At 56.8% G+C, this 15,031-nt stretch carries 13 protein-coding genes; 11 read left to right on the top strand and 2 right to left on the bottom strand.

Annotated features, from left to right (window positions below):
* Window positions 1-7: 7 nt before the first annotated feature.
* From QZ079_RS01205 to QZ079_RS01170, 8 genes are all read left to right on the top strand, one after another.
* A complete protein-coding gene (locus tag QZ079_RS01205) occupies window positions 8-925 on the top strand; it encodes a DUF4007 family protein (RefSeq protein ID WP_297034022.1) in 918 nt (305 codons plus the stop codon).
* Window positions 926-935: 10 nt separating this feature from the next.
* Window positions 936-4,532, top strand: coding sequence for a hypothetical protein (locus tag QZ079_RS01200; protein ID WP_297034018.1), 3,597 nt, complete (start codon window positions 936-938; stop codon window positions 4,530-4,532).
* Between the two features lie 2 nt (window positions 4,533-4,534).
* Window positions 4,535-5,692, top strand: a complete 1,158-nt coding sequence (locus QZ079_RS01195; protein ID WP_297034015.1) for an aminotransferase class V-fold PLP-dependent enzyme — start codon at window positions 4,535-4,537, stop codon at window positions 5,690-5,692.
* A 119-nt stretch (window positions 5,693-5,811) separates the two neighbouring features.
* On the top strand, window positions 5,812-8,025 hold the full coding sequence (locus tag QZ079_RS01190; RefSeq protein ID WP_297034012.1) for a DEAD/DEAH box helicase family protein: 2,214 nt from the start codon (window positions 5,812-5,814) through the stop codon (window positions 8,023-8,025).
* A gap of 1 nt (window position 8,026) precedes the next feature.
* A complete protein-coding gene (locus QZ079_RS01185; RefSeq protein WP_297034010.1) occupies window positions 8,027-8,203 on the top strand; it encodes a hypothetical protein in 177 nt (58 codons plus the stop codon).
* On the top strand, window positions 8,194-10,188 hold the full coding sequence (locus QZ079_RS01180) for an AAA family ATPase (protein ID WP_297034008.1): 1,995 nt from the start codon (window positions 8,194-8,196) through the stop codon (window positions 10,186-10,188). The genes QZ079_RS01185 and QZ079_RS01180 overlap by 10 nt, the downstream gene beginning before the upstream one ends.
* A gap of 2 nt (window positions 10,189-10,190) precedes the next feature.
* Entirely contained in the window at window positions 10,191-10,757 is a 567-nt protein-coding gene (locus QZ079_RS01175) for a hypothetical protein (RefSeq protein WP_297034005.1), read from the top strand.
* 427 nt (window positions 10,758-11,184) lie between these two features.
* Window positions 11,185-11,814 (top strand): hypothetical protein, encoded by a 630-nt coding sequence (locus tag QZ079_RS01170; protein WP_297034003.1) that lies wholly within the window; start codon window positions 11,185-11,187, stop codon window positions 11,812-11,814.
* 83 nt (window positions 11,815-11,897) lie between these two features.
* On the opposite strand, the gene QZ079_RS01165 is transcribed toward QZ079_RS01170, so the two are convergent.
* Window positions 11,898-12,224 (bottom strand): hypothetical protein, encoded by a 327-nt coding sequence (locus QZ079_RS01165; protein ID WP_297034001.1) that lies wholly within the window; start codon window positions 12,222-12,224, stop codon window positions 11,898-11,900.
* 197 nt (window positions 12,225-12,421) lie between these two features.
* On the opposite strand from QZ079_RS01165, the gene QZ079_RS01160 reads away from it, so the two are divergent.
* Together QZ079_RS01160 and QZ079_RS01155 are read left to right on the top strand one after the other, a co-directional pair.
* Complete coding sequence (locus QZ079_RS01160; protein WP_297033998.1) at window positions 12,422-13,090, top strand: DUF3990 domain-containing protein; 669 nt, start codon at window positions 12,422-12,424, stop codon at window positions 13,088-13,090.
* Entirely contained in the window at window positions 13,071-13,763 is a 693-nt protein-coding gene (locus tag QZ079_RS01155; protein WP_297033996.1) for a helix-turn-helix transcriptional regulator, read from the top strand. The genes QZ079_RS01160 and QZ079_RS01155 overlap by 20 nt, the downstream gene beginning before the upstream one ends.
* Window positions 13,764-13,795: 32 nt before the next feature.
* Here QZ079_RS01155 and QZ079_RS01150 read toward each other — a convergent pair whose 3' ends face one another.
* Complete coding sequence (locus QZ079_RS01150; RefSeq protein WP_297033992.1) at window positions 13,796-14,464, bottom strand: MBL fold metallo-hydrolase; 669 nt, start codon at window positions 14,462-14,464, stop codon at window positions 13,796-13,798.
* 187 nt (window positions 14,465-14,651) lie between these two features.
* Here QZ079_RS01150 and QZ079_RS01145 point away from each other — a divergent pair.
* A partial coding sequence (locus tag QZ079_RS01145) for a hypothetical protein (protein ID WP_297033990.1) occupies window positions 14,652-15,031 on the top strand: 380 nt, incomplete at its 3' end.

Here is a 15,031-nt window from a genome sequence, read left to right as displayed (position 1 = left end):
GATGCAGATGAAATTCAAAGCACACCAGTCCTTCTTCATCCGCAAGGGGTGGCTCAGCAAGGGGCTGCACGCGGTCAGCTCCCCGGACAAGAAGGCCATCTTCATGCCCAGCAACAGCAGGCTCGCCATGGACGAACTCGGGCTTGGCTCCAACCAGGTCGTCGCTTTGCGCTACTGGCTGCAGGTGACTGACCTCATTGAGTGCGCGAGGGACAAGCGCAACGGGCATGTTGTTACCGACCTGGGCCGCCTCATCCTCGACGAGGACCCCTACATGGAGGAGGCGGGCACGCTGTGGGCGCTCCACTGCAACCTCGCCTCGTCCCGGGAAGAGGCTGCGGCTTGGTACTTCTTCTTCAACGAGTTCAGCATGGGCGTCTTCAAGAAGGACGACTTCACAAGAGCCCTTGAGCGCTACGTCTTCACGTTCAACGACAAGAAGGAGATCGCGCTCACCTCGCTCGACGCCGACTTCAGCTGCATCCTGAGTACGTATATCCCGCACGAGCGAACCAGCAGGAAGGCGGTCTCGCCAGAGAGCGTCATCGACTGCCCCCTCGGTGAGCTGGGGCTGCTCGACGTCGAAAGCCGTGCCGACAAGACCTATCGGAAGATTCCCGCGAACCCGCGGACCCTTCCTCCTCTTCTCGTCCTCTACGCAATCTGCTCCATGCGGGAGCACCTCCAAAACGATGGGGTCGACCTTTCCGACGAAATGAGGATGGAGACCCTTCTTGACGACCCCTACTCCCCGGGCAGGATCTTCACGCTCGACTCCATCGGGCTGCTCGACAAGCTTTACGAGCTCGAGAACGACGGCTACCTGCGAATCAACCGAACCGCAGGCCTTGACGTCGTCCGTCTTTCGGACGCCGATCTCAGCAGGCAAGACTGCCTCTCGCGCTACTACGACGTAATCGGTTAGGAACGTGGCCATGAGACTACAGGATGTGATTGTTCCCAACGAGGACTTCCAGACCTCGATCAACATAGACTTCGACTTCGGCTCGAAGTCGAAGGTCGAGGGGCTGATCCCGACCGATTCGGTTTGCCGCTACCTCGAAGAGATCCTCCGTGACGTCATCATGCCCTCCAACCATCGCGCGAAGCTCTTGGTCGGAGCCTACGGCAAGGGAAAGTCCCATGTCGTGCTCGCCGCGCTCACCGCGATGTGGATCAAGGACCCCTCCTCGTTCTCACGTATCGTCTCCGCATACAAGGATCGGGGCCTCGGCTTCGCGGACACGCTTCAGAAGTTCGTGTCGGACGGCAGAAGGATCCTTCCGGTCATCATCTCCGGGAGCACGTCGGACCTCAGGCACTCGCTCCTCTTCGCCCTTCGCAACGCCCTGAAGATGGCGGGGCTTTCCGATCTCATGCCCCAAACGAACTATGACGGAGCGCTCGCGACCCTCAGGATGTGGAGGGACGACTATCCCGAGACGCTGTCCAGGTTTGAGGATGCGACGGGATACAGCTACGAGCGGGCGACCTCCCTGCTCAACAATCTCGACACCGAGGCCTACGACGTGTTCGTCAAGGCCTATCCGGGCCTCACGTCGGGCAGCTCCTTCGACGTCCTTGACGGCACCGATGTCCTCAGCGTCTTCGACCACGTTCTCGGCGGCCTTCAGGCTCATGGCGTAAGCGGCGTGTACATCGTCTACGACGAGTTCAGCAAGTACCTCGAGACCAGCATTGGGCGCGCGACCGTAGAGGACACGCGACTGCTGCAAGACCTTGCCGAGGCCTGCAACAGAAGCGGGGCCGAAAGGCAGCTCCACCTGCTTCTCATCAGCCACAAGAGCCTCTCGAACTACATCGACGCCGACCTGCCGAAGGAGAAGGTCGACGGGTGGCGCGGCGTGTCGGGCCGCTTCGACGAGATCGAGATGGTCGATGACGAGAACCAGTACTACGAGCTCATGAGCACCGCGATCGCCAAGGACGATAGGACGTGGCGTGAGTGGTTGTCCGAAGGCCACGGAAGGAATCGCAGGGCCGTCGAGAAGGTGGGCGAACGCTACCTGAAAAACGGGCTCTTTGACAAGGCTATCGTCGAGACCGTGGCGTTCGGCTGCTTTCCCCTGCACCCGCTGACAGCGTACCTGTTGCCACGCCTCTCCGAGAAGGTCGCCCAAAACGAGAGGACTCTCTTCACCTTCATCTGCTCCGGAGGCGACCGCTCCCTTTCTGAGGCGCTGCTCTCCTGTCGATTCTTCGTCTCCCCAGACGCCGTATACGACTACTTCGAGCCCCTCCTCAGGAAGGAGTTCTACTCGAGCCCGCTTCATAAGACGTATGAGCTCGCCCGAGCATCCCTCGCACACGTCGAGAGAGGTTCCCTCGAAGCCCGGATCATCAAGACCGTCGCCGCAATTGACGTCGTCGGCCAGTATGACCGCGTCGCGCCCACGCGCCAAACCATAATCGAGCTGTTCTCCGATTGCGGATACCCCGAGCAGGAGGTCATATCCGCTCTCGAGAGCCTCGTTGCCGGCGACTCCATCGTATACCTCCGCAGGAGCAATTCCTTCCTCAAGCTGAAGGAGACCACCGGGGTTCGCATCGACAGCGAGGTGACTGATCGTGCCGAGTCCCTCCGCAGCTCTCTGACCTGCGCTCAGATTCTTAACAAGGAGATGCTCGGCCGAGCCTTCTACCCGTCCCGATATAACGAGGAGCGCGGGATAGTCAGGTACTTCGACTGCGAGTTCGTCGATAGGGAGGGAATTGAATCCTGGAAGCCGGGGCGGCGCATCATCCAGAGGCCCGATTCCGAAAGGGGTGATGGCGAGATTGTCGCCGTCTACTGCAGCTCACCCGACGAGATTGGCTCGCTCAAGCTCCTTGCGAAAGACCAGCTTTCCAGAGAGCCCATGACCGTGGTTGTCTTCCCGAAGGATTTCGTTCGCATCGATGACGCCCTTTTCCGTCTCGAGGCGGCGAGCCAGCTTAAGCGAGAGGCCGGCGGGGATGCGGCACTTGCCGAAGAGTACGAGATCGTCGTCGAGGACTACAGCGAGATTGTCCGGGATTTCATCGCGGGGTACTTCCAGCCCGAGCTTAACCGCTCGCTCTATTACGTTGACGGAACACGCAGGAACTCGATAAAGCGCAAGAGGCGCCTCTCCGAGGAACTCTCCGCGATGTGCGATGCCACCTATCGCAACACCCCCAGAATAACGAGCGAGAGCCTGAATAAGAACGATCTCACGGGCACCGCCTTCAGCAGCAGGACCAAAATCATCAAGGCCCTTTGCGCCCCCGTGCTTCAGCGCAACTTAGGTTTTGTCGGCAATGGCCAGGAAACCTCTATGGCCAGAAGCGCCCTCGAACGTACGGGCTTGATTAGAGACATCGAGGATAGCGTCAACGAGCCTGGAGAGCACACGCGCGAAATCGACGTCGTCATCAAAACGATACGGGACTTCATCGAAGGAGCGAACGACACCTCGTTCCAAGTCTTGTTCGACCTTCTCACTGGCAGGGAGCTTGGAATCGGGCTACGGCGCGGGCCGTTGCCGCTCTTCCTCGCTTTCGTGCTCCGGGACTACCGTGACGAAGTCAAAATCACTCGAGATGGCGAGGAGCGCCCTCTGAACGAGGAGACCCTCGATGACCTTTCGAAGCGACCCGATGCCTATGCGCTGACCAGAATCAACTGGTCCCCGGAGATGGGGGAATACATCAGCGAGCTCTCGAGGGCGTTCGAGGTTAATTCGGACTCTCCCTCTCGAGCCGATCTTGCGGAAGCGATGCGGCTCTGGTTCGCGGGGCTGCCACAGATGACGAGGAACTGTCGCTATGACCATACAACCGGCGCCGGAAAGGACAGGATCCCTCCCGAGCGGGATGGCTTCTTCAGGGCAATCAGGAGAATCGACACCGACACCGACAAGCTCCTCTTCGAGGAGCTGCCCCGGGTCTTTGGTAAGCCGCTCGGCTCCCCGTCACTCGTCGAGTCCATCAAAGCCGAGAAGCTCGCGTGTGACGAGTGCCTCTCGGACACCATCAAGGCTCTTTCCTCAACCGTCGCCGCGCTTTTCGAACCCAGAGTCCACGACGAAGCCTCCCTCTCCTCCGTTCTCCGAGACTGGGTTGACTCCCATCCCGTGCTCGAATCCCACGTCTTCACGGGGGTGAACAACCAGATTCTGAGCGCCATGCGAGCGGCCAGTGGAGACGACTATGTTACCGTGGGGAGAATCGCCAAGGCGGCAATCTCCCTGCGAGTTGACGATTGGAACGACGCCAGGTTCTCCGATTTCGTGAACGTCCTCACGGAGATGAAGCATGAGGTCGAGGGCGTTGACGAACAGGCAGAGAACGATGCTGGGAAGATGATTGAGATCTCGTTCGTCGACGACCAGGGCAGCTTGCGCCGGAGGACGTTCAAGCCCGTTGCCGCTGGTGGGCGCTCCAGGATTCTTAAGAACAGCATCCGCGCCTGCCTGAGCGAGATGGGAGGCGCCCTCTCGCCCGAGGAAAAGCGCCAGGTCGTCTTTGAGGTCCTCGAGGAGCTCTGCTGACAATGTCTGATGTTGCTTATTTCGACAACGCTGCCACGACCTTCCCTAAGCCGGAATGCGTCTACGACTTCGCCGATTCGTTCTACCGCAGCTCAGGCGGCAACATCGGACGTGGCGGGAACGCCCTCGCGGTCGCTGCGGGCGACATTGCGAGAAAGGCAAAGGACAACCTCAGGAAGCTTTATGCCTGCCCAGCAAGCGAGGTTGTGTTCACCTCGTCTGCAACCGATGCCCTCAACCGGATACTTCTTGGGCTAGACCTTAAGCCCGGCGATCATGTCTACGTCACCCCGTTCGAGCACAATGCGGTGACCAGGCCCCTCCACCACCTCGTCAAGACCAAGGGGATCGAGATCGACGTTCTCCCCTTTGACGGGGAGACCCTTTTCCCTTGCCTTGCTGCGGTCTCGGACGCATTTCAGGCGGCACCGCCGCGCATGGTCGTCCTCACCCATGCGAGCAACGTCTGCGGAGCGGTTATCCCCGTAGAGGAAATCTGCGAGCTTGCAAAAGAGCACGGGGCGACAACCGTGCTCGACATGAGCCAGACTTTCGGGCTTCTCCCGCTTGACCTCGCAAACGATATCTTCGATTTCGCTGTGTTCGCTGGACACAAGACGCTCTACGGGCCCTTTGGCATCGGGGGATTTATCTGCAGGCGAGGGACGAGGCTTCGCGCGGTCTACTTTGGTGGCAACGGCATCAACTCCGTAGAGCAGGACATGCCAGACGAGATTGTCCAAATGGAGGAAATCGCCAGTCAGAATACGTATGCGATCGCGGGCCTCAAGGCGTCGACGGACTGGATCCTGCGCGAGGGAATGAGCTCCGTGCGCGAAGCGGAGGCGGTCAACCGAGATGCCCTCCTTACGCTTCTGCGTCAGTGTCGAGCGCTGTCTATCGTCAAAGACCAAATGACCTGCGAGCGCATCGGCGTTGTCTCCGCATTATTTGACGGGCTGTCTCCCGACGAGGCGGAGCTTGTGCTCGGGCGCCTTGGGGTTGCCGTGCGTTCGGGCATCCAATGCGCGCCGTTCGCCCACAGGTTCCTTGGGACTCTTCCCGGAGGGACGGTCAGGTTCAGCGTAAGCGCGATCACCAACCACCGCGATTTTGTAGTGCTTGGTACTGCTCTCAATACAATTGAGGCCCAGCTCTAACCCCCGCCCCCTCACACACCTCCATTTCTTGGCGAATTCGACCACAAGGTGAGCGTTTGCTCGCTCAGTAGGCCGTTTTCAGGCATATAATTAGAACTTACTGAGCGGAGGTGTGTTTCGTGGCATTCACTGATTTAGACATCAAGCGTGAATACCGCTCTTTGACACGTAACGTTGTCAAAGATTTCTATACGCCCGTTCTCTCTGAATCAATTCGTTACTGCCGGGCAGTGGGATTCTTCTCTTCAACTGCGCTTATAAGTCTCACGGAAGGCATTAAGGGGCTGGTAAATAACGGAGGGGTCATCGAGGTTGTTGCCTCTCCGCGACTGTCTGAGGAAGATTACGCAGCTATCAGAGATGGGTTTGAAAGACGAAATGAAGTCATCCTCGATTGCTTGCTTCGCGAGCTAGATGAGCCTTCTGGCAAGTTCGAAGAGGATCGTCTAAACCTGCTCTCCAACCTGATTGCCTCTGGAGTAATGACGATTAAAATCGCGCTTCTCGAGTCCGGCAATGAAGTCGGAATGTTTCACGAGAAGCTCGGCTTGATGTTCGATGACTCAGGCAACGTCATCGCTTTCTCGGGATCCATGAACGAGAGCGCCAACGCCTATTTCAAGAACTATGAATCAATCGACGTCTTCACCTCTTGGTCTGACGATGAAGGGCGAGTGCGCGATAAGCGGGCTGCATTTTCTGCGATGTGGCACAACACCGAACCGGGCGTTAACGTTCTTGACTTTCCCGAGATTTCGCAGGCGATTATAAAAAGATACAAGGTACGCGATGGTATTGACCTTAGCGATCTTGATTCCAACCCTAGCGATGATCGCGATGTTGTCCCGCTTTCTGAACCAGCCACTCGAAATGTTCCACGCATTCCTTCCGGCATCACATTGAGGGGCTATCAGCTTGAGGCTATCGATGCGTGGGAACGTAATCATTTCCATGGCGTATTCGACATGGCGACCGGAACGGGCAAAACATACACAGCCCTCGCCGCGATTTGCCGCCTTTCTGATGCGCTCGACCACTCCATGGCTGTCATTATTGTCTGTCCATATCAGCATTTGGTCGATCAGTGGGTGGAGGATATCGAACTCTTCAACATTGACCCCATTATTGGCTATAGTTCATCCCCTCAAAAAGACTGGGAATCACGTCTTGATAGGGCGATTCGTGACCAAAGATTTGGGGTCGCAGGATCAAAGTTCCTATGCTTTGTATGCACCAACGGAACCTTTGCCACTGGGCGCGTGCAAAGCCTTATCGACAGAATCAGAAAGCCGAAGCTCCTCGTTGTCGACGAAGCGCATAACTTTGGGGCCGAGTATTTGAGGTCGCTTCTCCGCGACGACTTCCATTTTCGTCTGGCTCTTTCGGCGACCATCGAACGATACGGCGACCAGGAGGGCACCAACGCTCTGTTCACTTTTTTTGGCAAACGGTGCATTGAGTACACGCTTGAAGAGGCGATTTACGGCAGGGGTGATGAACCGCCGTGCTTAACGCCTTATCGCTATTATCCCGTTATTGTCTATCTCGAGGACGACGAGAGGGAGAAGTACTCGGAGTTGTCGCTTGAAATCGCAAAAGCGGTACGGATTGACAAGAATGGGAAGAGGGGGCTTTCCGAGCGAGGGAAGAAGCTCGCCCTTAAGCGTGCGAGGCTCGTCGCTGCTGCCCACCAAAAATTGTCTGCACTCAAGCGTGAGATAGCTCCTTATATTGATGACGACTACATTCTCATCTATTGTGGCGCCACAAAGGTCGAAGTCGATGCCGATGAGATAGACGGCGTCGATGATTATGAGCTTCGTCAAATCGATGCCGTCACCCACCTTCTAGGTGACGAGCTGGATATGCGCGTAAGGCAGTTCACCTCTCGCGAGAACAGCGCTGAGCGCGAGGAAATCAAGCGAATGTTCGCCAACGCGGATTTGCAGGCGTTGATTGCAATCAAATGTCTCGATGAGGGCGTTAACATCCCGATGATTCGGACCGCCTTCATCCTTGCGTCTACGACTAACCCAAGAGAGTATGTCCAGCGAAGAGGACGTCTGTTGCGGAAGGATAAGTACGGTCTCAAGAAACGTGCCGAGATCTTCGACTTCATCACTTTGACCCGCCCCGCAAGCGAGGCATCTGTTCTTCCTGACGAAGACACGCGTGGAGAGAAAAGGCTCGCCTATAACGAACTCGTAAGGGCATACGAATTTGCCAACCTTGCTGAAAACAGAGCTCAGGTGGTCCAAGTCCTTGACGAAATCCAGGAGGGCTTCTTTGGTCTTGCGGGCATGGATTCTTATCAGACGGAAGAGGAGGACTAAGATGTCTGACAATACGGTCTCTACATCGATAGACGAAGTCGATTTGTCCAAAGCAAACGGCATCATAAAATGGCTCCTTGATATCGAGGACGAAAACGACAAGACCAAGAAGTACGGCGATTCGGAGATGATTCAGAAAATCGGCAAGCGAATCCAGGATGATGTCAAATGCTTATAAGATCGATTACTGTTGAGAACTTCCTTCCCTTCCAAGGGAAGCAGAGAGTCGATTTCTCGACCGACCCGGATAAAAACGTCACCTTGATTATGGGTAACAACGGAGCCGGCAAGACATCGCTTGCCCAGGCCTTTGAGTGGTGCCTGTACGGACGTGCCCCAAAGGATTCCGACCGGGTAATCAACGCTTATGTACGCGACCACATTGCGCCAGGCTACGAGCGCTATGCGTCCGTTGAGATTGAGCTGGAGAAGGACGGTACCGTATATACCATTTCAAGAAAGCAGCGGTACTCTCGAAAAGAATCTGGCATCCTAGACAAGCCTGGCCAGCACGAGTTTGTCATCTTCTACAAGGAAAATGGCGAGACGAAGCAGGTTTCAGCGGGCGACCAAAAGAACACTATCAACAGGCTGCTTTCAAACCAGCTCTCACACTACTTCTTTTTTGACGGCGAGCATGTCAAGAACATGCGCGCAGAAATCGAGCACGGAAAAAGTAGCGACTTTGCCGACGCCGTCAAAACCATACTCGGCCTGCAGCCGATCGCTTCGGCCCTTGGACACCTCAAGTCAACAGGACCCAAGCTTTCAGTCGAACGATGGTTTCGCAAGCAATTCGACCTTGCAGGAGATCAAGACCTTGAGGCGAAGAGCCGCAGAATCGAGACTCTTGAGAAAACGATTGCGCGCAACCAGGAAGACCTTGAAAACGCGCAGGCCGACGAAGAGGCTGCAAAGGAGAATGTCGCGAAGTGGCAGCAGCTACTTAGAGAAAATGCCGAAAGCGAACAGGCACAAAAAGACGTTGAGAAGGCTGCTCGCCAGCAGCAGGCCGCTCGCAGTGCTTTCGCTGCGAGGCGCGACGACCTGTTCCGTCTCTTTCGGAAGGACCACTACCGCTTCCTGATGGAGAGGTGCATCCGGGACGCACGAGCTGAGCTTGCGGACGAGGATAAGATCAGCAAGGGAATCCCGAGTGTAGACGACAAGACCATCAAATTCATTCTTGATAGGCATGAGTGTATCTGTGGCACGAAGTTTGAGACGGGCGATGAGATAGCCCAGCATCTGTACGCGCTCCTCGAGTACGTGCCCCCCAAGGATCTTGGAACCTACATCTCGGAGTTTGACAAGGAATGCCGAGTCAGAACTGAGGGGACCTCCTCCTTCTTCGCCGACCTAGGCAACGCGTACGCAAACTTTAGCAACGCCGCAAAGGCCATCGAGACCGCCGATGCCGCGCACAACGCCGCGAAAGCGTTTCTTGAGAGCCTTAACAATGTCGACGTGAGCATTCTGAGGAAAAACCTAAATACGGCGGAGCATGACAGGTCGCGTGCTGCTGGTCGTGCGGATGCGGCTCGCCGTACAATAGCAAGCTCCAAATCCCAGATTGAGCAGCTCAACGCTGATATTAGAGCATACAGCGTAAAGAACGAGAAAAACCGGGAAATCAAGCGCTGCCTTCAGTATGTTGAGTTCATCTACAACTACCTGAGCGATTTCTACCGTAATAAAGAGGCCGCCACTAGGTCTCAGCTAGGAGAGACCGTAAACAAGTTCTTCTCCGAGATGTACGATGGCGAGCTTCATCTGGAGCTTGACGAAAACTATGGCGTCACGGTAACCGTCGACGATATCGATACGAAAGACGATGTTTGGAAGACCTCCTCGGGACAGACGCTCGCAATCATATTAGCTTTCATTCTCGGCATTCTCGATATTGCCAAGGAGAGCGATGCCGACCCGGACAGCCTGCTCAAGGGCGACACTTATCCTCTTGTAATGGACGCACCGCTGTCAGACTTCGACAAAACGAGAATTGGGACGATCTGCAATCTGCTTCCCGCCGTTGCCAAGCAGGTGATCATTATCATCAAAGACACCGATGGCGATCTTGCCGAAGAGCACATGAAGGACAGGATTGGTCGTCGCTACACCATCGAGCGTATGCGCGACTATGATTCGGTGATTAAGGAATAGCCATGGCAGATATCTTTAGGTCTCAGGTCAGGTTTTATGGAAAACATGGGCAGTATCTCGAAGCCCTTACTCCTGGCACTGAGAAGGCGAAGGACACCAGCCTTTCCGAAATTGAGAGAAACAAGTATCTGTTTGACACGGTTGTCGATATTTATGTCGTTGCACCAATTGTCGGATACCTCTACCAACGCAAGGCTCCTCGCGACGGAAATGAAGCAACCAAGAACATCATGGAAGGTGCTCTTGCCTCCCACCACGACAAGCTCGTATTCAGCTATGAGCTCCTCATGATTCTTGATAAACAAAGCGAACCCGACCTTAACGAACGAATCCGCAGAGCATTCCGCGCCAACGACGAGCTCGTTAAAGAAGGAATGGCAGTATACGACGAATATGCTCGCGGTGGTATTGAGGTTCTCTACGAGAAGCTTGTGACAGGTGCTGCGTCACCAGACGATCTTGTAAGAAATCTCATGGACTTCTGTGAGGAGTGGGAAGACAAATTCTCAGGAGACGGCTCCATTAAGGACGCCAGCGATATCGACATCGAAGCGATGCTAAAGCACTGACCAGCAAGTTCAATCCAGATCGACTGGATTCGACGTCGCTCTCTTGGCGTGCTAATAGCCTGTGCCCATTGTCTGGGTGCGGGCTATTTCTCTATCCGCATGATTTGAAGGTGAGGGTAGATGGATGGCTTAGAGGCCGAGGCGAAGCCCGAAGAGCTGGATGCGAGGCGGCGGTGTCGCCAATACCGGAGCTGCGCGGCGTGTCTGATGAGGCATACTGGCGCGCTGCACGTTCGACGTAGCTGAATTGTCCGCGCTGCATGGCGTGCGGGGTGCAACACTAAGAAGATTGTGATTCCGAAGACTGAGGCGACGGATCTGGCGACTATGTCCGTAGCACGGGCTTCAAGACCGGATCGATCGTCTACGAGTTTGAGGCCAAAATGTTCCACCGACGTCAGCGGGATTTAGTTCTTCGCTGGTGCTCATGCAGGATGTGTCTCTGCTTGATCCGCAGCGCATCGCTTGGGGGTCGATGAGGTACCACCGCAACAACCGGTCGTATCAGATTCTGATGAACGTTTGCTATCTGGCGTTACACGAGCTGCTGCTCAGAGACGAGCGGGGAGAGGTCCGGCTTGCCGACGTCTTGAGCGGCGACTCCCTGCATTGGCTGTACGAGAAATTCATCCTTGAGTACTACCGCAAGCACTGGAGCTGGCTGCATCCTGCGGCGCGAGAGATTGATCATGGGATAGACGAGTCAGCGCCGGATTTTCTGCCGCGTATGCTCACGGACGTGACGCTGACCAACGGGAATAAGTGTCTCATCATCGATGCCAAATGCTACGGAACGATTCTGGGCACCCACTACGATAAGGAGATTCTCTCACCGGCGAACTTGAACCAAATCTTCTCGTATGTCATGCATGCGGCGAACGCGTTTGACGGCGAAGTCTCGGGCATGCTGCTCTATGCGAAGGCGGAGGGCGCGGAACTCGAGAGCGAAAGCTGGCTGGAGCTGGGTCATACCTACCATGTGCGAACGCTCGATTTGAACCAGGACTTTGCTGGCATCGCCGCTCAGCTCGATGCGATTGCGGGACTGGTGGGTTAAGGCTGGGCTTCAAAACCCCTCTCAAATCCGGAACGCACTCCGGGCTTGAGAGGGTTTTGCAAACAGGATGAACCGCACTTCCCCTACCTATACATCACCAGCGTATGGAACCCCTCCATGCTGCCGGTGAGCCCCTGGCCTTGGATCGAATTGAACTTTACGTCCAAGATTTCATAGCCGTCGTCTTGCATGGCGCTGATGATCGCGTCGATCTGTCCGGTGTACTTGTTCTCGCACTCGAACGTCTGGTTCAGGAACTTCGAGAAGCTGTTCAGCATCACGACGTGTACCTTGCCGTCTTTGGGCGCGAGGCTTGCGCGCACGGTCTCGGCGTATTGGAACATGCCGTCACTCCGGTACTGCTGCGCCTTGTTTTCGAGCTTTTCTTTACGCGAGCCGAAGATTCCCATGATGTGTCCTTTCAAACGCCGGGCGGTGGCGAGCTTGCGTCTTTAGGACATCGTATCGCATGGGGACGACTGCGGTCTTTGAGCACATGGGTGAGCGGTCTGCAAGTTGGGAGACAAACAGCCGTATAGCTCATCCTGCTTCTGTGCTACTATCACTACAGTGATACTTCAGATACAGAAGCGAAGGCGGTGGCGCCATGATCCTCTGGCACGGGGCGTCCGAAATCGTTAAGCAACCGCGCTTGGAGCTGTGCCGTCCATACAACGACTTCGGCGCGGGCTTCTATTGTACCGAGCATGAAGACCTTGCAAAGGAATGGGCGTGTCCTGGTGAAGCGGATGGGTTTGCGAATCGCTATGAGCTTGCTACGGACAAGCTCGCCATCCTCGACCTTTCTAGTTCGGAATATTCGGTGCTCGCTTGGCTCGCTTTGTTGCTCGCAAATCGCCGCGTCGACCTCTCGAATGCCATCGCTCGCACCGCTCGCGACTACCTGCTCGATCGCTTTCTCATCGATACGTCGGGTTTCGATATCATCCGCGGATACCGTGCAGACGATTCGTACTTTTCGTTCGCGCGGGCGTTTTTGAACAACACGATTTCCGTAGCGCAGCTTTCCGAGGCTATGCGGTTGGGAAATCTGGGCGAGCAGGTTGCGCTTACCAGTGCGAAGGCGTTCGAGCGCATCCAATGTACCGGCTATGAACTTGCGTCTTGCGAGATCTATCATGCGCGTAGGGCTGAACGCGATCGCCGTGGGCGGAGCCAATACCAATCTCTTTGCGTGCAGCTCGATCGCACCGGGCTGTATGTTCGCGATATCCTGCTCGAGGAGGTCGATCCCCATGACCCACGTCTCTTCTAAAGGCCGCGACGTCGCTGCCCGCGCGTACGACGTCCTCTACCTAGAAGACGCCATGTCCTGTCTTGCATGCTTCTTCGACTATGCGGTCTGGGACTACGGTGCTGAAGGATTTGAGGTTGCGAACCTTTTTGCGTCGAGCCAGCTCGCCCGGCAGTTCGAAGCGGGAGCACCGTGGGTGGTTTCCGGGCGGTCGGGCATCGAGCTCTTCTGGGACATGTGCTGCGAGCTTGGTTACGACGATGAGCGGGCGATGATCGAGCAGGGCTTTCGACCAGACAGGACGCCTGAGTATTGGGCGGGCTGGATCGCGGCGTACCTCCAATGGCGGTTTGCGCTTACGTTCCGTACGGTTTTCGATGTGCTGCCGTTCGATGTGCTTGTCGACTTGTACGACCCGTGGCACGAAGCATCCGAAGAGCGTGTGGCTCAGTTGTTTGCGGAGCGGATGACAAGCTATCGGGGGCAGACGAACCTCGCGCGCATGCGGAGTGCCTGTGGGTACACACAGCGTGAACTCGCCGAGCTATCTGGTGTTTCACTGCGGTCGATACAGATGTATGAGCAGCGCAACAAGGATATCAACCGGGCGCAAGCTTCCGCCGTGGCGCAGATCGCTCGCGTGCTTCACTGCCGGGTAGAGGATCTGCTCGAACCGGTTGTTGCGGTGGCGTAGCCCGGTATGCGACGTCTGCGGGGCGCAGCGCTCTACCGCTCAACCTTCCGCACGACCTCAATCTCCGGCGCGACCTCGGCGGCAAACTCGTCGAAGTTCTCCGGCACGCCCACGATGCTGCCGTAATGGATAGGCACTACGGTTTTCGGGTGCAGCGCGTTTACGAACGCCGCGGCCTGATGCGGGTCGCACGTGTACGTCCCGCCGATGGGCACGAGCGCCACATCGCACGCCACCTGCTCGTTATCCGGGTTCTGGTCGGTGTCGCCCGCCGCGTAGTAGCGCACGCCGTCGACGGTGAGCGCATAGCCCAGCCAGCCGTTCGCCTGCGGGTGCATGCCCAGGCGCTCCGGCTCCACGTTGTATGCAGGCGCGGCCTCGACGGCAACGCCGGGCAGCTCGAGCCGCCCGCCCGCTTGCAGCAGGTGCACCGCCGTCGCCCCAATCTCATCCGCCACACGGGCCACCTCGGCACCCATGCTTGCCGGTGCCACGAGCTCGGTGTGGTCGCCCGCCACACGCGCGATGTCCTCCGGCGAGAAGTGGTCGAAGTGCGCGTGGGTTATGAACACGTAGTCCGCATCGTGCGCCGCCTCGGCATCCGTGAGGCTGAAGGGGTCGAGGTAGATGACCACGCCGTCCTTGTTCTGGATGCGGATGGCGCTCTGCGTGAACACGCGGATGTTCTCGAGGCTGGTCATGGGTGCTCCTCCTTGGGTTGTTCTGCGCCCGGCATATCCCGTTCATACCCCATTTGCGCGCTCAGAGCCGCGGCAGATTCTCTCAGCTTTTTCTCAGGTTCCTTCGGCATTATGACCATGCGCCCAGAGGAAGGCGCAAGGATTAGCGAAAACCGCTCGAAGCGGAACGCAAGAGAAGGAGGACATCATGAAGAAGCTCGACCTCGCCAACCCCAAGCTCGCCCTCGTCCCCCTGTGTATGATCGGCCTGTGCGGCATGCTCTTCCTGACCGGCTGCGATACGTCGGCGGCAAGCGCTCTGGTTTCAGGTGCGACGAAGGGACAGAGTGTGGTAGCAAGCAGCGACGACGCCAATGGCGCGAACCAGGCTCCGGCGACCACGCAGGCTCCCGCCCCAGGTGCTACGGACTACGACGATGGCAACACCAACTACGACGACGGCGCCACGGACTACGACGGCGCCACGGACTACGACGGCAACAGCGTGTACGAATCGGGCGACAGCCTCTACGACGATTCTTGGGATGACGGAAACAGCGGCTACGATGACGGCGCTTCCGCCTACGT

It is taken from the genome of uncultured Enorma sp., assembly GCA_905210055.1.
Taxonomy (GTDB): Bacteria; Actinomycetota; Coriobacteriia; order Coriobacteriales; family Coriobacteriaceae; genus Enorma.
Note: the sequence above shows the minus strand (reverse complement) of the source record. Positions and strands in the feature narration are given on the sequence as shown.